Below are 20,408 nucleotides of genomic sequence, written 5' to 3' on the forward strand. Positions count from 1 at the left end.
TTTATACATGAAACTGATGCAAGGAACAGAACAAGAAATTGTAAAATACCTTTTAGACGCAGAAAAGGAAAAACGGGAAGTCGAAAAAATTACGACAAAATACCCGGCCTTAACATTTGAGCAGGCATATGAAATCCAACAAAAATTGATTGAGCAAAAAGAACAGGAAGGACTTCGACGAATTGGTGTTAAACTCGGGTTAACAAGTAAAGCGAAGCAAGAAATGATGGGGGTCCATGAAGCGATTTATGGATATCTAATGGATGATATGCTTGCCACAGAATGGGAGCCCGTACCTTATAGCAGTTTCATCCATCCAAAGGCAGAACCTGAAATTGCCTTCTTTATTGATGAAGATATCCAAGGGACATCTGTTACAGCGGAAGATATTTTAAGTGTTACAAAATATGTGGCACCAGCTATTGAGATTATTGATAGTCGTTATTTAGATTTCAAGTTTACTCTGGTTGATGTTGTGGCTGATAACTGTTCATCTTCAAAATTTATCGTCGGAAACAAATGGAAGTATCCTGAATCTCTTGACCTTAAAGAAATTGGTGTATATATGTCCAAAAATTCAGAAGTGGCCACTGTCGGCACAAGTGCTGCAGTATTAGGAAATCCTGCTGTAGCGGTAGCCTGGGCAGTAAATAAGCTTGGAGAAACGGGACGCGGCTTAAAAAAAGGTGATATCGTTCTTAGTGGTGCCATTACGGAAGCGATTAGCTTTCAAGCTGGAGATACCATTTTGGTAGATTTTGCAGAACTGGGCAGTGTATCATTCTCTTGTATATAATAGTATAGAATGTAGATAGAAATAAATGTAGAGGAGAGGATACAAATGGAATTAACATTAGAGTATGCCAAACAATTAGACCGAACTGACAGCTTGAACAGATTTAGAGAGGAATTTTACATAAAACCAAATACAATTTATATGGATGGAAATTCTTTGGGTCTTCTTTCAAAAAGAGCGGAACGTACTCTCTTAGAATCATTAAATGATTGGAAAGAACATGGAATTGATGGATGGACAAAAGGGAAACACCCATGGTTTTTTTTATCAGAAAGATTAGGAGAGATGATGGCACCTTTAGTAGGTGCTTCTTCGGATGAAGTCATTGTAACGGGTTCGACCACGGTAAATTTGCATCAACTTGTTGCTACTTTTTATAAGCCGGAAGGAAAGAAGTTAAAAATTCTTGCTGACGAATTAACCTTTCCATCTGATATTTATGCTCTTCAAAGCCAGCTTCGCATACATGGATTTGATCCGGATACACATCTTATTCGTGTAAAAAGCCGTGATGGCCGTTTCTTAGATGAAGAGGATATTATCGAGGCAATGACCGAAGACATTGCACTCATCATTTTACCGACTGTACTTTACCGAAGCGGTCAAATCTTAGACATGAAGCGTCTAACAGCTGAGGCGAATAAAAGAGGGATCTTAATCGGTTTTGATGGCTGCCATTCCATCGGTGCCATACCACATTCGTTTAGTGAATGGGGTGTTGACTTTGCCTATTGGTGCAATTATAAGCATTTAAATGGTGGTCCAGGAAGTGTTGGCGGATTATATGTAAACAAAAAACACTTTGGAACTGCTCCTGGACTTGCGGGCTGGTTTGGTTCTAATAAAGAGAAACAATTCGATATGGAACATAGGTTAACACCTGCTGAATCAGCAGGAGCCTATCAAATTGGCACACCACATGTTTTAAGTCTTGCTCCTTTACTAGGTGCCTTGGAGATTTTTGAAGAAGCGGGTATTGAAAATATACGGGAAAAGTCATTAAAAATTAATCGATTCTTGATGGACTTGTTAGAGCAAGAGTTATCCGATATGGGCTTCAGCATAGGGAACCCGGAGGAAGATGTGCGCCGAGGAGGTCATGTGAGCCTAGAGCATAAAGAAGCAGCACGGATTTGCAAGGCATTAAAAGAAAATGGTATTATTCCTGATTTCCGCGCACCTAATATTATTCGTCTAGCTCCAGTGGCTCTTTACACCTCTTATAGTGAGGTATGGGAAGTAGTACAAATTCTAAAGAAAATTATGGAAGAAAGACAATATGAAAAGTTCGCAAATGAACGAGAGGTCGTAGCATAAAATTACTAATAGTAGGAGGAACTATATGGGGAACAAAATTACTCATTTAAATAAAGGCAATGAATCCGAAAAGGGATTGAAGCGTGAATTAAAAACCAAGCAGCTAACGATGATTGCAATGGGGTGTGCCATTGGTACGGGTTTATTCCTTGGAAGCGGTCTTGCCATTAGTACTGCTGGACCGGGTGTAATACTCAGTTATGCAATTGGTGCATTTATTGTATTACTATTAATGGGGTGTTTATCCGAAATGACGGTTGCTCACCCAACGTCGGGGTCCTTTGGCACCATTTCAGAAAAGTATGTTAGCCCGCTGGCTGGTTTTCTTGTCCGCTATTCCTATTGGATAGCAAACGTTCTTGCGGTCGGGGTAGAAGTGAGTGCCATTGCTGTCTATATGAAGTACTGGTTCCCTGATGTTCCTGGATTCGTCTGGATTTTGTTGTTTGCGGGTGTATTAATTTATGTAAATGCCACAAGCGTAAATACCTTTGCCACTTTTGAGTATTGGTTCTCGATGATCAAAATAAGTGCAATAGTTGGTTTCATACTTTTAGGATCTTATGTTTTATTTGGTAATTCAGCTCAGCCGAATATGGGACCTGAGAATATTGTAAATGACGGAGGTTTCCTGCCTTTTGGTTGGTGGGGGATGTGGGTCGCAATCTTTATTTCATTATTTAGCTTTTTAGGAACAGAAATGATAGCGGTTACCGCTGGGGAAGCTAAAGATCCCGACGTTGCGGTGCCAAAAGCTCTGAAAGCAACGGTATTCCGATTATCTACATTCTATATTATTACTATTGGAATTATGTTAATGATTGTTCCTTGGAAATCCGCCGGTGTGGAAGAAAGTCCTTTTGTAAAAGTAATGGAACTCTTAAATATCCCCGGTGCTTCCGGTATTATGAACTTTATTATTTTAACTGCTGCATTATCCGCAATGAACAGTCAACTTTATGCATCAACAAGAATGATGTTTTCATTATCACAAGGTAATGACGCTCCTGCATTTTTAAGTAAATTAAACAAAAAAGGAGTACCGTTAAAGGCTCTTGGAGTTTCTACTTTAGGGATTTTCCTTGCAGCTGCAGTAAATGCATTATTACCAGGCTCCTCCTATGCGTTTATGATGGGGATTTCAATGTTCGGTGCTATTTTTACATGGTTTATGGTGTTTGTATCCCATTTATTTTTCAGGAGAAAGTGGGAGAAGTCAAATGGCCGTAAATTGCCTGTAAAAATGATTGGCTTTCCTTATTTAACGATCGCAGGAGCAGTACTACTATTGAGTTTAATGATAACAACATGGTTTACAGATTTTAAAATTATGCTTCAATTCGGAATTCCGTGGTTACTGTTTTTAACGGCTGCTTATTTCTTTTTTAAAAAAGGATCCAACACTCAAAAATCAGGAAATGATACGAATGATATTTTAAATGAGAATATAAATTAACTCTACATTAGGACAACATAAGAACAGGGGAGAATTTTACATGAATACACCAGAAAAAAACATAAGCAGCGGTTTGGAAAAAACGATTCAAACAGATTTCCAAAAAGAAATGTCATATGGTGATTATCTGCACCTTGATAAGATTTTAGATAGTCAGCACCGGTTATCTGATCACCATGATGAAATGTTATTTATTATCATCCACCAAGCAAGTGAATTATGGATGAAATTAATTATTCATGAATTATCAGAAGCGATTAAGTATATTCGCCAGAATGATTTAGAACCTTCCTTTAAAATTCTGTCGCGTGTTTCAAGAATTCAGCAGCAGTTGATTCAATCATGGAGTGTCCTTTCAACTTTGACACCTTCTGAGTACTTGGAGTTTAGGGATAAGCTTGGTCAATCTTCCGGATTTCAGTCCTATCAGAATCGAATGATTGAATTTGCATTAGGTAACAAAAATGCTCATACTCTAGCAGTCTATCAGCATCAAACAGAACTTTACCAAAAAATGCAAGATGCTCTTCATAAACCAAGTATTTATGATGCAGCGATCCATGCGCTTGTTGCTCGTGGAATTCCTGTTGATGACGAGGTCTTAAATCGCGATTTGTCTAAAAACTATGAACCGAATGAAAGTGTTGAAGAAGCATGGCTGACAGTTTACCGTAATGTTGACCAATATTGGGATTTATACGAGCTGGCTGAAAAATTAGTCGATATTGGGAATCAACAGCAGTTATGGCGGTTCAATCATATGAGTACGGTAGAGAGAATTATTGGCCATAAACAGGGGACAGGAGGATCATCTGGAGTAACCTATTTAAAAAGAGTTCTAGACCAGCATTTCTTTCCTGAACTTTGGAGCTTAAGAACAAAGTTATAGAAAATTCATTAAAAAATAAGCAAAATGAAAAGCACCGATACGGGTGCTTTTTGTGTGGTTTCAATTTTTATTGAATATTTAGAAAAGATTACAAAGTTACGGTTCTTTCAAGTAAAATATAATGTAAATCTAAAAAGAAAGGTGAGATATTGTGCTTCATGAAAAAATAGAAATAACACATGAACAGGATACTGCAACTTTGTACACATACATACTAGATAATTCTCCAGATATAGATGCAAACCGTAAACGTCCAATGATTGTAATTTGTCCAGGAGGAGGGTATCGATTTACATCAGATCGAGAGGCGGAACCAGTGGCTATCCGCTTAAATGGTATGGGATTTCATACCTGTATCTTAAGATACAGTGTAAAACCTTCTGTATTTCCTACTGCACTATGTCAATTGGCGAAGGCTGTATGTAAGGTACGAGACCATGCAGAAGAGTGGAATGTAGATACTAATAAAATAATTGTTCTGGGCTTTTCAGCTGGAGGTCATTTGGCAGCAAGTCTTGGTGTTTTCTGGGACAAGGAGTTTTTAACCAACAAGCTTGAACTCTCAAAAGAACAAATTACTCCAAACGGTTTAGTCCTTTGCTATCCAGTCATAACATCAGGGCAAAATGCACATCGTGGTAGTTTTGAAGCTTTATTAGGGGAAAAGTGTAAAGATGACGAATATCTTAACTTGGTATCTTTGGAGAAACAGGTTACGGCTAATACCCCTCCAACTTTCTTATGGCATACTTTTACGGATATAGCCGTTCCTGTTGAAAATAGCTTTACGTTTGCAGAGGCACTTTTAAATAATAAAGTTTCTTTGGAAATGCACATTTATCCGAATGGAGTCCATGGATTATCCCTTGGAACGGAAGAAACGAAAAGAGTAGATAACGAAATGCACATTCAGCCAGAAGTTGTCAATTGGATTGAAATGGCTGGCCGATGGATAAAAGGACTTTGAAAATTTTCGTTTTCGGTTATTTTTTGCTTAACAGAAAAATACTTCCTGCTAAAGTAATCACCGAGAGATACTTACTCGCTAGAATCAGATAACTAATTGTTTGCGACTCCAAATGAACACTAGGATGTTTAATCAATGTATAAACGATCAGAATCCCAAAAAACAGGATAGTATAGGCATGTTTATAGGACGTGCTAATAATTAAGAATCTTTTATTGTCTTCTTTTTTATTGATAAGAAATATGATCTGATAGGATAAGACTAACAATAATAGATACGTTAATAGGATGATACCCTGCTCAATGGTCAATGGAGATCCTCCTTAACTTTTTTTGCTATAAAAAATATAGTTGAAAAAGCTAACAAAATGGTTATTTAGTCCATTTTGTTAGCTTTTTCACATTTTAAAGTCCAGGACTATCCTCTTTTTCATTTGGATGTGCGGGAATAGAAATTTTCTTTTTTGCTGATTTCCCTTTTTCCCATTTGAAAATCTTATTGAAAAATAGATAGATATTTTTGGATTCTTTCGTTAACAGCGGCCCAATAATAGCCAATATCAATACATATACAGCCGTAAAAGGTTTTAGGATTGGAAGTAATCCTCCTGCAAGTCCTAAATTAGCAACAATAATCGAAAATTCACCTCTTGAAACGATAGTTAATCCGATATTAGAGGATGCTTTATGAGACAAACCAGCTTTTCTCCCGGAAATCATTCCAGCAACAAAGTTACTAATGATGGTTAGGATTACTGCACCGACAGCAAGCCAAACCGCTCCTCCTAAACTGAAGGGGTCAATGCTTAATCCGAAGCTAAAGAAAAAGATCGCTCCAAAGAAGTCTCTAAAAGGGATGACTAGATGCTCTATGCGTTCACGATGTTCCGTTTCAGAGAAAACTAAACCTAATAATAATGCGCCAATGGCCTCGGCAACATGTAGTTTTTCTGAAAATCCAGCGATAAAAAATAAAGAAGCAAAAATGACGAGGATAAATATTTCATTAGATTTAATGTTTAGTAGTTTATTGAGAATAGGTGCCCCTTTTCGAGCAATTACAAAAAAGAGAATCATATATCCAAGTGAAATCAGAACGGATAGGATTGTTCCGCCAATAGTAGTCGAGCCGCCTAGCAATAGTCCAGACATTACCGAAAGGAATAAAGCAAGGAATATATCGTCGAACAAAATAATCCCTAAGATTAATTCTGTTTCCGAATTGGCAGTTCTTTTTAAATCGACGAGAACTTTTGCGACAATCGCACTAGAGGATACACTTAGGAGACCTGCAATGATTAAGGTTTCCATAATAGGAAAGCCAGTAGCAAAGCCATAAGCTAGACCTAAAGTAAAATTAAGTGCTACATAAATGGAACCGCCTACCACAATTGACCGTCCGGATCGAACTAATTTTCCCACTGAAAATTCAAGACCTAAATAAAATAGTAAAAATAAAACGCCGATTCGACCGAAAAACTCTATAATTTCTGAGCTTTTAATGAAGGTAAGATCAATAATACCGATTTGAGGAGCATGCGGACCTACAGCCATCCCTAAGAGGATAAGAAACGGGATGATTGAGAATTTCAATTTTCCTGCTAATACTGCAGTAAACGCAACTAAGACTAATGCGGTACCGACTTCAAAAACTAAATGATTCGTCACAAGTATCACCCGTCCCTTCTTGAGAGTACTTCTTTAACGATCCTTTTTACTTGGTTGCGTTCCCCAGACACGATCACTGTATCGCCCTCTTCTAAAAGAGTTTCAGGACCCGGAGTATGAATTTTTTTATGATTCTGACGTTTAATAATGGCAATAATATTTACTTCATAAGATTGACGGATATTTAGCTGTCCAATGGTTTGATTAACAGCTGCTGCTTTAGGTTCGACGTTAAACCATTCAATCACTAAATCATCAAATGCCATTTCTATCGTTTCTAATGCTTTTGGCGCGTATGTCATTCCACCAATTATGGCTGCAATTTGTCTTGCTTCCTGATCATTGAAGGTAGTACTAGCGATTGCTTCCTCGTAATCCTCCTGATCAAAATGATAAATGTCTCTTCTACCATCATCGTGAATGATAATCACAAGCTTATCCTTATTATTTGTAATTGCCTCAAATTTCTTCCCAATGCCAGGGAGCTCGATTTCGCGAATGTTCATTATTGCTTCCTCCTCAAATAATTTGTACATGGATAAGAGTGTTCTGCCTATAAGTTGACATCAATTTCAGTCCTAATTTTTTCATCTTTTGAAATTCCAAGATATTTTAGTGTTTCGGAAGGGGTTGAATGGTTGAAATGCTTCTGCAGAATGGAAATGGCAATTCCACGTTTATAGGCATGATATCCAAAGGTTTTACGCATGGAATTCGTCCCAATTTTACCTTGTATTCCAATGGCTTCTGCTGCCTGATGTATAATTCGGTAGGCTTGCTGGCGAGTAATCGGTTTTTCAGTTTTAGTAGACTTGAACAAGTAATTTGCAACGTTTAAATGTTCATTTTGGATATAGTGAAGAATGGCTTGCTTGACTTTAGAATTCAAATAAATTTCCTTCATCGTTTCATGATGTGGATAGGAATAAAAATTCTTAATACAGTCATCTTTTTCTAATACATCGCCAACCTTGATATCCAGCATTTCAGTAATTTTCAATCCCGTGTTAATGCCAAAAACAAACAGGAGATAATCTCGCTCTGAATGCTTTTTTAAATACTTTTTAATTGAATTAATCTGCTTGATGTCCCTTAGAGCTTCAACATACTCCATAAAAAATCTCCTTCATCCATGTTACATAATATTATTGTATCATGGTATTATGTAACATTCAAATTTTATGCATAACTATACAAATATCCCTTTTAAATCAGTATTAAAATGATAATTTAAATTCATTATTTGTTTATCGCAAGGTTTTATTACTTTATAATTAAATACAAGATAGTTTAACGAATGGAGATTATACAATGAAGCCAAAAGTAATTGTTTATAAAAAAGCGGATACGAGAATTTTGGATTATATTGCAGACAGTTGTGAGATTATTTATTTTGAGGAACTGGATTCAGAAATCTATCCTGTATTTCTTGAAGAATTAAAGAATGCCCATGGTTTATTGGGCTCGGGGCTAAAAGTAGACAAAGAGTTATTGAATCACGCACCACAATTGAAAATAGTCTCCAATATATCTGTCGGTTACGACAATCTGGATATGGCCGCTTTAACTAAGAGGGGAATCATGGCGACTAATACCCCAGATGTTCTAAATGACACGGTAGCAGATACCATTATGGGATTAATTCTTTCTGCTGCTAGAAGAATTCCAGAATTAGATCAATGGGTTAAATCGGGTCAATGGAAATCAGGTCTTGAAGAGAAGTGGTTTGGGGTCGATGTGCATCATAAAGTGCTGGGGATTATTGGAATGGGCGGTATTGGGTCCGCTGTGGCAAAAAGAGCACATTTTGGATTCGATATGGAGATTTTATATCATAATCGTTCCCGTAACGAAGATGCTGAAGAAAAATATGGTGCTACATACTGTACAATGGAGGAATTGCTAAAGAAGTCTGATTTTGTCTGCTTGATGACACCTTTAACTCCAGAGACCGTAAATTTGATTGGGAAAAAAGAATTCGAGTTTATGAAAGAGTCGGCGATTTTCATAAATGCTTCAAGAGGGAGAACTGTGGATGAAGAAGCGATGATTCAAGCATTACAAAAGGGGCATATACATGGTGCAGGATTAGATGTATTCGTTCAAGAGCCCGTGAGTAAAGATAACCCGCTTCTATCGATGAAGAATGTTGTTACGCTTCCACATATTGGCTCGGCCACCTATGAAACTCGATTAAAAATGGCCATGACAGCGGCAGAAAATTTAGTGACCGGGTTACAAGGAGAAATACCGCCAAACTTAATAAGAAAATAGGGAAGTAAACCTCGCCTATTTTAAGGCGAGGTTGTTTTATTTGTCGTTTTAAAAACATTACTTGAAAGTTTATGAATAAATAAGCTGCAATGTTGAGCAATTAACTCTTTATCATTGTCCATGCTAGCAACATGATAAGAATTATATAATGGAACCACCTCTTTTATTTCTGATTGAATGGAAGACAAAATATAATCTGTGTTTTCAGGCGGTACGACGTGGTCTTCTTCTGAACGAAAAGCAAGAACGGGGCAAGTAACATCTGGAAGCTTATCCCTCGTTTCTGCCATTAAAGCAAATAACTGGTGCATGGAACGTACTGGTGCTTTTGTATACGTGATTTCATGAACATTTTTTGCTTTTATATCGGGTTCTCCTTCATGAACAAAACGGGGGATGTGTTTATTTTTATACCATTCCATTGGAGGTATGGAGTTGATTGCCGGATTGATTAACATGATTCCTTTAATATTCTTATACTTTTGAGATAGATTTAGTGTTAGAGTACCACCCATAGACTGTCCTATGACGAAGATGTCACGGCAATGTTGTTTTAGAAAATTGTAACCTTCTTCAATACTTTTAATCCATTCGTGATAACTGCACCTTTCAAGATCCTCATAATGTGTACCATGCCCACTCAATCTAACTCCGAAGACTGTGAATCCTTCAGATGCAAGGTATTCGCCTAAATAACTAACACTCTGTGGTGTTCCTACAAAACCATGTGAAATTAAAATTCCAATTTCATTTCCTTTAAAGAAAAACGGGTCAGCTCCTTGTAACACGGGGTATTGTTCAATCATTTGTTAAACTCCTTCCTTTATCATTAGTAGAAGATAGTATGAAAAAAACACCTCCTGGTTATTGAGAGGTGCCTTTTGCTGTCAAATCGGCAAATTATTATTATGTACCTTTAAGATATACCTATAATTCCGATGTGTCAAGTTGGTTTTAATTATAAAGTCGAAAAATTTAAAAAAGTCTTGACAATATCCAGGTTACAAAGTATATTTTAGACTATAGTTTCAATCCCGAGTAAACAAGTAGGTAATATATGAAAAGAAAAGGAATAGTTTAATAGTAAGCCTATTGGTCAACCAATGGCCCCTCTTAATTTTGCTTATTGTGCAATATAGAGGAGCTTTTTTTTATTCCTTTTTACTGCAAATTATAAAGGAGAGTTGAAAGTGGGAAAAATTCTTCGACAAGCTGTGGAACATCGACGTTTAGAATTAATGAACAAACTTATTGCCTTTGGTGTTTATAAAAAAGATGAACAACATTTATTCGAGCTATCTCTAACAGACCTAGAAAACGAATTTAAGAAATTTATTTGGGATCAACATCCTCATAGTGAACTAGAATCCTTACATTGGGTGAAAAAAACAACTTAAGTTGAGCTTTCGACTAGAGACCTCCTAATTTGGAGGTCTCTTATTGTAACAATGATGAATTGCTATTTTTTAGGGAATTCTAATCCACCATTAGGCAAACACTATAATTTAAATGAATGAAGTTAATTTTTGGAGGTATATAAGTATGAGTCGACTAGACAGGCTCAAAATGGGGAAAGTGGAAACAAAGCACTTCCAACAGTTTAATGAGTTATTACGATATGTGTTTCAAGTTACGAAGAAAGATTTACAAGTGGTTGGCTGGGAAGAACGCGAAATCGCTTTAGCGAAAAAACCGGTACTTGAACAGGCAGATGTAATTGGCTGGTTTGATGGCGAGAAGCTTATCTCCCAACTGGCTGTTTACCCTTTTCAAGTAAATATTTTTGGACGGGCATTTGAAATGGGCGGGTTGACCGGAGTAGGGACCTATCCAGAATACGCGAATATGGGACTTATGTATAAATTAATGAAGCAAGCTCTTGCTGATATGCAGCAAAGAAAACAATCTATTTCCTATTTATTTCCTTATTCCATTCCATACTATCGACGGAGAGGCTGGGAGATCATTTCGGATAAAATGACCTTTGAAGTGAGAGATGTACAGTTACCAAAAATAAAGAAAGTTCCTGGTTATGTGGAAAGGCTGCCTATTGAGCATTCGGATGTAAGAACGGTATATAAACTTTTTTCTAGTACGATGCACGCAGCGATGATACGAAATGATTTAGCATGGGATGAATATTGGCGATGGGATGTGGATGAGTTAACGGCTGCTGTATATTATGATCACACACACCAGCCGCATGGATATCTTTTGTATTGGATTTCAGAGGATGTTCTCCATATTAAAGAAATGGTCTATATGGATCAAGAAGCACGTATAGGACTATGGAATTTCATTGGAGCACATTTTTCCATGGTGTCAAAGGTTGTAGGAAATATTTTCATGAATGAACCATTAGCCTTTTGGCTCGAAGACAGCGATATCAAAGAAACGATTTCTCCTTATTTTATGGCACGAATTGTAGATATCAAACAGTTTATAGAGCAGTATCCATTTATAGGAACAGGAATAGAAAAGACCATAACCTTTAAGCTTGAAGATCCGATGCTGGAATGGAATCAAGGGACCTTTACGTTATTTGTTACTAGAGATGGTCAGGGTAAACTTATTGAAAGTGAGACTACACCTGCTCTTTCACTTAATATACAAACACTTACAACAATGTTACTAAGTTATAAAAGACCATCTTACTTGGCAGCTATTTCCCTGATAAAGGGGGATGAACAGGCTATAGAGGCATTAGAGAATATTATTGGGAGACAGACTCCCTATTTTTCAGACTACTACTAAGCAGAGGAAAACGATTATCATGTAGGAAAAAGCCATTTGTCTGGATACAGCGGATTGATGAGCTTCGAGTTAAAGGAAGCTCATTTTTATCATGTGAAAATAGGAATTAACAAGTTGAGGTTATTTAAGATAGGTGTTTCCTGGGGCTCTTTCGAAAGTCTAATATTATCTCCTAAACTAGGGAATAATGAAGGGAAATTGCTAAAAGAACATATTAGTCCAGGAACAATACGCCTTGCAGTCGGGCTGGAAAATGCTGATGCATTAATTGAAGACTTAAATCAAGCATTAAGTGAATAAGAAAAAGGTGATAGTAATGAAGGATAATGAAAAAGAACCTCAATTTCAAAGCGGAGAGAATGTTAAAAAGTCTTTAAAAGGATTATATGGACTAGACCCGGAAATGAGTTTGCTTTCAGTCAACTTTGCTACAACTGAAAACGCATATTTAAATGAACATTATCAAGAGGATTCTAAAGATAGTGAATAACATAGCATTCCAGTAAAAATGGCTGAATATCTTCAGCCATCTTTCTTTTTAAGGATAAATTTATACGATTAACACATGTTTGGAGGAACAGGGCCAGCCATATCTTGAATGACGGCAGGAGGTGTGTCATGTATATAAGGAGGGGCTGGTTTTAGTTTTGGTTTCTTAGCTAATGGCTGCGGCTGTGAAACATACTGGAATACACCTTCACCGTCCATGCTTGGACCTTATGCCCAGTGGCCCATTGCACTTTCATCTCCTTGTGAAAAGTTAAATAACACGTGGGATACTTCTCGTTTTCCAAGATGCCTTGGGAACGTATTTGGGACAACGATATTTTCTTTTTCTTCTAATTTTTTAAAGCAGCAATCCACTGATTTTGGTGCATGGTGTCTCTGGTATTGCAGTTCTTTAATGTGATAAAACAATCAGGCACCTACTCTCTCTTTTTGTCAAACTATTCTATTCAGACTAGGAAATATAGGTGCTTCTTTTTCAATGAGGAGTATAAATAGAGTGGATAATAGAATTTTATCTGGAAAACCTAAATGAGTAATATTTTTACATAGGAGGATGTTGATGTATTTCTATAGAGAAGACCTAATCAATATGATTGTTCCAGACAAACCGGATCCGGCTGCAGCCAAAGTCCTTCAAGAAACATTAGGTGGAAGATTCGGTGAAATGCGTACGATGATGCAGTTTTTCTTCCAAAGCTCCAACTTCAGAGGTAATCAGAAGCAATACCGTGACTTAATCAGAGGGATATTCCTTGAGGAGATAAGCCATGTTGAACTCGTGCAAACGACCATCAATCAACTCCTGAACGGTTCAGGGGAAGAAGCAGTTGGGGCAGGAGGAAGCATGGGGGCGCCGTTAGAAGAAGCCGTTAAAGAACACGCTAACCCGCATCATTTTATTATGGGCGCTCAAAGTTCACTTCCAGTTGATGCCGGTGGAAATCCTTGGACTGGTAATTATGTATATAGTCATGGAAATTTAATCAGTGATTTATTGGATAATGTTGTATTAGAATCAACTGGTGTCTTGCAAAAAACACGAATTTATGAAATGAGCTCAAATAAAACGTTTAGAGAAACTCTGGCTTTCTTAATTGTCCGAGACAATGCACACCAAAATGCTTTTGCTAAAGCACTAGAGACTTTAGGTGTGAATTGGGGTAAAATCTTCCCAGTCCCGAACTATGACATTAATAAGTACCCGGAGTGCCGTAAATATGTAGAGATGGGCTTCCACAATGCTCAATTTAACTTCAGACTTGATGAAACACTAATTGGTACGATCTTCCAAGGTGAATCACCTAGCAGAGATTCTGGAACATTACAAGTAGTACCGCCGCCGCAAGGTTATCCGGTTCCTGTTATGCCTGAAATGCCGAACGAGCATAGCCCTGGTATCAGTGATTTAGGTCGTTAATGTTAAAAAGGATGAGACACAGAAGTGTTCATCCTTTTTTTGTGGTTTAATTAACAATCGCCATGTTTATTTAAATGTAGTGGCGGCGGAATGAGCCAGCCTTTTTCTTTATTTAAACGAAGTACTTTGGCTCCAAGTGCAGCTTTTTGAACGTGGAATTGGCCATACATCATGGCAACGTCTTCCCGAATCGATTTACCTATAACTTGACTGCATAATACGAGACCCGCAGCAATATCTGCAGAAAGGCCAGCAGCTATAGCAGGGTCAAGGATTCGAGCACCTACTGGAATATCTTCTAAACAAGCTTCAGGCGGCTCTGGTGATGCAGGAGGTAAGCCAATGCCGTTTTCTTTTAATAGTTCTTCTACTTGCTTTTTTTCCTGTTGGCAATTTTCAATGGCTTCTACTAATAACTTCTTTAAATCATCATCACCAGCATGGTTTAAAGCGGTTTGATATCCAGCAATTTTTGCATTCCCTGCTAAAACAGAAGACCACAAATCAAATACCTCGCCGTAGTGTAAAGGCTCTTCTTTAGGGTTTCCACTTAAAATTCCCATTGTTGCCCTCCTTAGTGTGTACGTGAATTTATTCATTTTGAGTGCCACCTTTCTTAAAGCACATCAATAGGGTTTCCATTTTGAGGCCTTCTCATTAATTTTTTATCTTTTCTACTATTTATTCTTAGTAAACAAAAAGTCAATCTGTCTTCCTGTCACATTCGAAAATTTTTGGACATGTGTCTCTATAATTTACATAAAATGTACAAGTTGAGATAAAGGTGGAGTGGAGTGGTTTTTTTTGAGTATCAGCATATTAGTGAGTTATATCATTTTGGGCTTTACGCTGGCAGCTCCAATTGGCCCTGTGAATTCGGCGCGTCTGGATAAGGGAATAAAGAATGGTTTCTGGCATGCATGGGTAGTTGGTGCAGGTTCGATGGTGGCGGATTGTTTCTTTATGCTACTTGTTTATTTAGGAATGGTTCAATTTTTAGGCATTCCAATTATTCAGATATTTCTATGGCTGTTTGGAGGATTTATACTGATATATGCAGGTGTTGAAAGTATCAAAAATGCAAATACTATTACACTGACGTATAGTAGAGAGAAAGAATCATTAACGAAGTGTTTCTTTACAGGGTTTATTATGTCGATTACAAGTCCATTATCCGTTTTATTTTGGTTAGGGATTTATGGTTCTGTCTTAGCAAAGACGACTCAAACAAGCGGAACAGAATCTCTTCTAATTTATAGCAGTATGATTTTTCTTGGGTTAACTATATGGGATGTATTTGTAGCAGCACTTACCACGGGTTTTCGAAAATTACTGACGGTAAAAAGTTTAATCGCAATCTCGATTATTTCAGGAGCTTCCCTCGTTTTATTTGGTATCTACTTTGGCTATCAAGGGATAAATGCGCTCTTTTAGCAAAGTGTTGGAAGGGAAACTTGACTTTTTTTAAATAATGCGTATAATTCTCATTTGTGTTGAATTATTTTATTTCGAATATGTTCATAAATTGTTCATATTTAACTGTTAACATAAATGATAGATTAATGTAGTTTATAAACTCATAAAAACGTAATTGATATATTTGTTAAAAGGCAGGTGCAACAAAATGAATAACTTAGCTCAAAGGAGTCAGGGTATTTTTAATAAATATATTGGCTTTTTCTTTTTGGCTGTTTTCTTTCTTTGGATGAAAACATATTTAGCTCAATTAACTCAATTTGATTTAGGAATTGAAAATACATTACAAAAAATTCTTTTATTTGTGAATCCATTAGGATCATCACTACTGTTTTTAGGTTTTGCATTACTATTTAAAGGACGTAAAAAATATATTGCATTACTAGTTATTGATTTCTTTTTATCTTTTCTTTTATTTGCAAATGTGGTGTATTACAGATTCTTTAATGACTTTATTACATTACCAACTTTAACACAAACCCAAAACTTTGGGGACGTAAGCGGAAGTGTCGTAACACTTTTAAAACCTTATGATTTCTTATTCTTTATTGATATCATTCTTTTGGTTGTTTTACTTGCTTTCCGAATTGTGAAAGTTGAGTTCAAAGATATGAACCGTAGAAAAGTGGCAGCTGTTTTCTCCCTATCCTTAGCTATCTCATGCGGGAATTTAGGACTAGCTGAAAGTGATCGTCCTCAATTGTTGACAAGAGGATTTGACCGAAATTATATTGTGAAATATTTAGGAATGTACAACTACACGATTTATGACGCAGTTAAGAGTACAAAAGCTTCGGCACAACGTGTTATGGCTAATAGCGACGATATGACTGAAGTGATTAACTACACAAAATCTAATTACGCTGATCCTAATCCTAAATACTTTGGTGCAGGAAAAGGTATGAACGTGATTTATTTACACTTAGAATCTATGCAAAACTTCCTTATCGATTATAAGTTGCATGGTGAAGAAGTAACACCGTTCCTTAATTCGTTAACAAAGGATCAAAACACACTTTATTTTGATAATTTCTTCCATCAAACGGCGCAAGGTAAGACAGCTGATGCAGAATTTATCCTAGAAAATTCATTATATGGTTTACCGCAGGGTTCTGCTTTTACTACAAAAGGGTTAAATACGTACCAAGCAGCACCGGCGATTCTAGCGACACACGGCTATACGTCTGCTGTCTTCCACGGAAATTCAGGAAGCTTTTGGAACCGTGATGAGATTTATAAATCATTTGGATATAGTCACTTTTTTGATGAAAATTACTATAGTATGAATCCTGAAGATCTAGCAGAGTACGGCCTTATGGATAAGCCTTTCTTTGAGGAATCTATTCCAATGTTGGAATCATTACCTCAGCCTTTTTATACCAAGTTTATAACTGTTACAAATCATTATCCTTACCCGCTTGCTGAAGAAGAAGCAACGATTGCACCGCATACTACAGGTGATAAATCTGTTGATACCTACTTCCAAACAGCTCGTTATGCGGATGAAGCATTAAGACAATTCTTTGACTATTTAAAGGCGTCAGGTCTGTATGATAATTCTATTATTGTCATGTATGGTGACCATTATGGTATTTCAGCAAATCATAATAAAGCAATGGAACAAGTTTTAGGAAAAGAAATTACGGATTTTGATAGTGCCGGTTTACAACGTGTACCTTTCTTTATCCGCGTACCTGGTATGGAGGGTGGAATTAACCACGAATATGGTGGACAAATTGATATTCTTCCTACACTCCTTCACTTATTAGGAATCGATACAAAGGATTATGTTCAGTTTGGAACTGATTTATTATCTGAACAGCATGACGACCTTGTACCTTTCCGTGACGGAAGCTTTATGAGTCCAACCATTTCATCCGTAGGTGGCAAGTTCTATGACTCCGCTACCGGCTTAAATATAGATGAATCAAGGATGGAAGAGGCAGTGAATCTTCAGAATATCGTAGAAAATAAACTTGCTCTTTCTGATAAAGTCGTAAACGGAGACTTATTACGTTTCTATACTCCTGAAAACTTTACACCAATTGACCGAACCAAATACAATTACAAAACAATTCAAGAAAGTGAAGAATAATCAAGTTGGCTGTTTAGGGAATCCTAAACAGTCTTTTTTGTTTTTTTTTTATAATATTTTCCAAAATACATAAATCGATACGTTTTCTATTTGCACTTATTCAAGTATTATTGGAAAATAGATGAAAAAGAGGTCGGCGGGTCTACAAAATGAATCCGTCGAATATTTACTAATAGTTACTTATGTAATTAAGGAGGGGCCCTATGACGACTTATACTTCCAGAAATGAAGTACCGATAAATGAAAAATGGAACCTTGAAGACATTTATCCCGATTTATCTAAATGGGAAAGCGATCTTAAGCTCGTTGAAAACATGGCTGAAAAACTAAAACAATTTGATGGGGCGATAAATGACGGTAAAAGTCTATTTCAATACCTTAAACAACGAGAAGAGTTATCCTATACCTTTAATCATGTCTATGCCTACAGCATGCTGAAGGTAGATGAGGATACAAGGGAGGCCAGTTCACAATCACTATTAGACCGGGCTAAAGGATTAAGTGTGAAAGTAAGTGCATCAACCTCTTTTTTTATGCCGTACTTATTAGGTTTAGATAAAGAGACCTTAAGCAGCTATATAGCAGAAGAGGAAGGCCTTAAGTATTTTGAGGAGGATTTATATGAATCCTTCCGCTACAAAACGCATGTCCTTACTAAAGACCAGGAAGAAGTATTATCACAATTAGGGGAAGCTCTGGCTGCTCCAAGTACAACCTTTGGTATGATCAATAACGCAGATATAAAGTTTGGTGATGTTACAACTGACAATGGAGAAAAGGTTCAGCTGACAAGAGGTATGTACTCGAAATTAATCGAGAACGAGGATCGGGAGAAACGAAGAGAGGCATATAAAGCCTATTATAAACCTTATGTTGAATTGAAAAACTCCATAGCGAGTACACTTTCCGCAGCGATAAAAAGTAACGTTACGATGGCGAGAATCAGAAAATATCCTTCGGCGTTAGAGAAAGCATTATTCGGCGATATGGTGCCTAAGGAAGTTTATGAGAACTTAATAAAGGCAACGAAAGAAAATATTGCTCCTTTACACAGATACACAGAAATTCGTAAGGAAAAATTACAGGTAGATGAACTTCGCCAGTATGATATGTCCGTTCCTTTAGTACAGGGCGTGAAACAAGTAATACCTTATGAGGAAGCTTATGAGACGATGATAAAGGCTTTGGCTCCACTTGGGGATGAGTATGTATCCATTTTAAAAGAATTCAAGGATGCACGTTATATTGATGTCCGTGAGACTCCAGGCAAACGGTCTGGCGCCTATAATTTGGGAATCTACGGAGTTCATCCCTTTATTTTATTAAATCATCAAGATGATTTAGACAGTTTATTTACACTCGCCCATGAGTGCGGCCATGGTGTTCATAGTAAATTAAGCTCACAGCACCAACCTCAAATTACTGCGCGATACAGTATTTTTGTCGCCGAAGTAGCATCTACAGTTAACGAAATCTTATTAATTAATTATTTGTTGAATACTGAAAAGAACCTTGAGGTACGGAAACATTTATTGAATCATTTTATTGATCAATTTAAAGGTACCTTTTTTACACAGGTAATGTTTGCCGAATTCGAGAAAATCACGCATGAGCTTGCAGAGAATGGTACACCATTAAATGTGGAGGTTTTTAATCAAACCTATGAACAATTATTCAGAGAATACAATGGTGAGGCATTCGTGTTTGATGAAGAAGTGAAATTTGGCTGGTCGAGAATTCCGCATTTCTATCGTCCATTTTATGTGTATAAATACGCAACAGGTTATGCCTCAGCGATACAGTTAGCAACGAAAATCCTAGATGGTGATTCAGAAACATTACAATCCTACCTAAACTTCTTAAGAAGCGGAAGCAGTGATTACCCTCTCGAGCTGTTAAAGAAGACTGGAGTCGATTTAACCACCCCAGTTCCAATACAAAACGCAATGAAAAAGTTTAGCGAACTGGTAGAAGAATTTGCAGTACTATAAATGTAAAAAAAGATGTCGCAAATTTTTTGTGGCATCTTTTTTTATCATGGATTATTTTCGCATGGTATGATAGGTATAGGAATATATTTACTCATACAAGATTACCTTATTATGAAAATAGGTGATTAATATTTGGAAAAGAATAATTTCCTTGATTGGGATAATATTGATCATTTTCTTAGTTACTCATAATACCGAAACCTTCCGCCTGCTTAGGGAAGGGGATTTAGATTCAATCATCATGTCTCTAAAAAATACAACATTTTCAAAATTCTTCTTTACTTTTATCATCATGGTAATCCAAAATTCATTTACAATTATCCCTCTTATCATTATCATCACAATAAACTATGCATTGTTTGGGTTCTTTAATGGTCTAATTTGGAGTTGGTTTACAAGTCTTATCGCTGCGGGAATCTGGTTTTTTGGAAGCCGTTATTTTTTTAATGATTGGGTGCAGAAAAAGACAAACCCAGAACTATTATCAAAGATGGAGGAAAATGGACTGCTCTTTGTTTTCCAAGCACGTATAATCCCCTTCGTCCCAACAAGCTTAATCAATATTCTCAGTGGCTTAAGTTCGATTAAATTTAAACATTTTATTGTTGGGACGATGTTTGGAAATCTAATCTTCTTCTTTGTGTTATCATTGATACCTGCTGGTTTAATGAAGGGGAATATGGAACATAATATCCTCCTTGGGATTGCACTAGTCCTAGTTGGAGTTGTTGTCTTTTTTCGTATTAGGAAAAAACAGAAAACAAGAAAACAAGCAAATTAACTGTGCCAATTAATTTCA

20 protein-coding genes and 2 pseudogenes are annotated in these 20,408 nt (G+C 36.7%); 15 read left to right on the plus strand and 7 right to left on the minus strand.

The window, feature by feature from the left end; genetic code table 11:
- Nucleotides 1-7: 7 nt before the first annotated feature.
- From QNH29_RS11930 to QNH29_RS11950, 5 genes are all read left to right on the plus strand, one after another.
- Nucleotides 8-796, plus strand: a complete 789-nt coding sequence (locus QNH29_RS11930; RefSeq protein ID WP_283864977.1) for a 2-keto-4-pentenoate hydratase — start codon at nucleotides 8-10, stop codon at nucleotides 794-796.
- Nucleotides 797-841: 45 nt separating this feature from the next.
- Nucleotides 842-2,113: a kynureninase gene (gene kynU, locus QNH29_RS11935; protein WP_283864978.1), complete on the plus strand. Its 1,272-nt coding sequence runs from the start codon at nucleotides 842-844 to the stop codon at nucleotides 2,111-2,113.
- 25 nt (nucleotides 2,114-2,138) lie between these two features.
- Nucleotides 2,139-3,569, plus strand: coding sequence for an amino acid permease (locus QNH29_RS11940; protein ID WP_283864979.1), 1,431 nt, complete (start codon nucleotides 2,139-2,141; stop codon nucleotides 3,567-3,569).
- A gap of 40 nt (nucleotides 3,570-3,609) precedes the next feature.
- Nucleotides 3,610-4,458, plus strand: a complete 849-nt coding sequence (gene kynA, locus QNH29_RS11945) for a tryptophan 2,3-dioxygenase (protein WP_283864980.1) — start codon at nucleotides 3,610-3,612, stop codon at nucleotides 4,456-4,458.
- Between the two features lie 151 nt (nucleotides 4,459-4,609).
- The gene (locus tag QNH29_RS11950) at nucleotides 4,610-5,425 is read left to right on the plus strand and encodes an alpha/beta hydrolase (protein ID WP_283864981.1); all 816 of its coding nucleotides are present in this window, start codon (nucleotides 4,610-4,612) and stop codon (nucleotides 5,423-5,425) included.
- A 16-nt stretch (nucleotides 5,426-5,441) separates the two neighbouring features.
- Here QNH29_RS11950 and QNH29_RS11955 read toward each other — a convergent pair whose 3' ends face one another.
- The 4 genes from QNH29_RS11955 to QNH29_RS11970 form a co-directional block, all read right to left on the minus strand.
- A complete protein-coding gene (locus tag QNH29_RS11955) occupies nucleotides 5,442-5,735 on the minus strand; it encodes a hypothetical protein (RefSeq protein WP_283864982.1) in 294 nt (97 codons plus the stop codon).
- A gap of 94 nt (nucleotides 5,736-5,829) precedes the next feature.
- The gene (locus QNH29_RS11960; protein ID WP_283864983.1) at nucleotides 5,830-7,092 is read right to left on the minus strand and encodes a cation:proton antiporter; all 1,263 of its coding nucleotides are present in this window, start codon (nucleotides 7,090-7,092) and stop codon (nucleotides 5,830-5,832) included.
- Between the two features lie 5 nt (nucleotides 7,093-7,097).
- Nucleotides 7,098-7,598 (minus strand): cation:proton antiporter regulatory subunit, encoded by a 501-nt coding sequence (locus QNH29_RS11965; RefSeq protein WP_283864984.1) that lies wholly within the window; start codon nucleotides 7,596-7,598, stop codon nucleotides 7,098-7,100.
- 47 nt (nucleotides 7,599-7,645) lie between these two features.
- Nucleotides 7,646-8,206 carry a tyrosine-type recombinase/integrase gene (locus QNH29_RS11970; protein WP_283864985.1) on the minus strand — a complete coding sequence of 187 codons (561 nt, stop codon included), beginning with the start codon at nucleotides 8,204-8,206 and terminating at the stop codon, nucleotides 7,646-7,648.
- A 197-nt stretch (nucleotides 8,207-8,403) separates the two neighbouring features.
- Here QNH29_RS11970 and QNH29_RS11975 point away from each other — a divergent pair, with 197 nt between their 5' ends.
- Nucleotides 8,404-9,366: a 2-hydroxyacid dehydrogenase gene (locus QNH29_RS11975; RefSeq protein ID WP_283864986.1), complete on the plus strand. Its 963-nt coding sequence runs from the start codon at nucleotides 8,404-8,406 to the stop codon at nucleotides 9,364-9,366.
- Between the two features lie 20 nt (nucleotides 9,367-9,386).
- On the opposite strand, the gene QNH29_RS11980 is transcribed toward QNH29_RS11975, so the two are convergent.
- Nucleotides 9,387-10,172, minus strand: a complete 786-nt coding sequence (locus QNH29_RS11980; protein ID WP_283864987.1) for an alpha/beta hydrolase — start codon at nucleotides 10,170-10,172, stop codon at nucleotides 9,387-9,389.
- Nucleotides 10,173-10,556: 384 nt separating this feature from the next.
- Here QNH29_RS11980 and QNH29_RS11985 point away from each other — a divergent pair, with 384 nt between their 5' ends.
- From QNH29_RS11985 to QNH29_RS12000, 4 genes and pseudogenes are all read left to right on the plus strand, one after another.
- Nucleotides 10,557-10,763: a Fur-regulated basic protein FbpA gene (locus tag QNH29_RS11985; RefSeq protein WP_283864988.1), complete on the plus strand. Its 207-nt coding sequence runs from the start codon at nucleotides 10,557-10,559 to the stop codon at nucleotides 10,761-10,763.
- Between the two features lie 145 nt (nucleotides 10,764-10,908).
- Nucleotides 10,909-12,120: a GNAT family N-acetyltransferase gene (locus QNH29_RS11990; RefSeq protein ID WP_283864989.1), complete on the plus strand. Its 1,212-nt coding sequence runs from the start codon at nucleotides 10,909-10,911 to the stop codon at nucleotides 12,118-12,120.
- Nucleotides 12,121-12,138: 18 nt separating this feature from the next.
- Nucleotides 12,139-12,420, plus strand: a pseudogene (locus QNH29_RS11995) (PLP-dependent transferase); the annotation flags it as partial.
- Nucleotides 12,421-12,436: 16 nt separating this feature from the next.
- On the plus strand, nucleotides 12,437-12,610 hold the full coding sequence (locus QNH29_RS12000) for a hypothetical protein (RefSeq protein ID WP_283864990.1): 174 nt from the start codon (nucleotides 12,437-12,439) through the stop codon (nucleotides 12,608-12,610).
- A 68-nt stretch (nucleotides 12,611-12,678) separates the two neighbouring features.
- Here QNH29_RS12000 and QNH29_RS12005 read toward each other — a convergent pair.
- A pseudogene (locus QNH29_RS12005) lies at nucleotides 12,679-13,007 on the minus strand (manganese catalase family protein); the annotation flags it as partial.
- Between the two features lie 182 nt (nucleotides 13,008-13,189).
- On the opposite strand from QNH29_RS12005, the gene QNH29_RS12010 reads away from it, so the two are divergent.
- Nucleotides 13,190-14,047, plus strand: coding sequence for a manganese catalase family protein (locus QNH29_RS12010; protein ID WP_283864991.1), 858 nt, complete (start codon nucleotides 13,190-13,192; stop codon nucleotides 14,045-14,047).
- Nucleotides 14,048-14,097: 50 nt separating this feature from the next.
- Here QNH29_RS12010 and QNH29_RS12015 read toward each other — a convergent pair whose 3' ends face one another.
- The gene (locus QNH29_RS12015; RefSeq protein ID WP_283865618.1) at nucleotides 14,098-14,610 is read right to left on the minus strand and encodes a DUF3231 family protein; all 513 of its coding nucleotides are present in this window, start codon (nucleotides 14,608-14,610) and stop codon (nucleotides 14,098-14,100) included.
- 241 nt (nucleotides 14,611-14,851) lie between these two features.
- On the opposite strand from QNH29_RS12015, the gene QNH29_RS12020 reads away from it, so the two are divergent.
- The 4 genes from QNH29_RS12020 (at nucleotide 14,852) to QNH29_RS12035 (ending at nucleotide 20,390) form a co-directional block, all read left to right on the plus strand.
- Nucleotides 14,852-15,481, plus strand: coding sequence for a LysE family transporter (locus QNH29_RS12020; RefSeq protein WP_283864992.1), 630 nt, complete (start codon nucleotides 14,852-14,854; stop codon nucleotides 15,479-15,481).
- Nucleotides 15,482-15,671: 190 nt separating this feature from the next.
- A complete protein-coding gene (ltaS, locus tag QNH29_RS12025; RefSeq protein ID WP_283864993.1) occupies nucleotides 15,672-17,618 on the plus strand; it encodes a lipoteichoic acid synthase in 1,947 nt (648 codons plus the stop codon).
- A gap of 203 nt (nucleotides 17,619-17,821) precedes the next feature.
- A complete protein-coding gene (gene pepF, locus QNH29_RS12030) occupies nucleotides 17,822-19,609 on the plus strand; it encodes an oligoendopeptidase F (protein WP_283864994.1) in 1,788 nt (595 codons plus the stop codon).
- 241 nt (nucleotides 19,610-19,850) lie between these two features.
- Complete coding sequence (locus QNH29_RS12035) at nucleotides 19,851-20,390, plus strand: TVP38/TMEM64 family protein (protein WP_283864995.1); 540 nt, start codon at nucleotides 19,851-19,853, stop codon at nucleotides 20,388-20,390.
- Nucleotides 20,391-20,408: the final 18 nt, after the last annotated feature.

It is taken from the genome of Neobacillus sp. DY30 (assembly GCF_030123065.1).
In the GTDB taxonomy this organism is placed as follows: Bacteria; Bacillota; Bacilli; order Bacillales; family Cytobacillaceae; genus Neobacillus.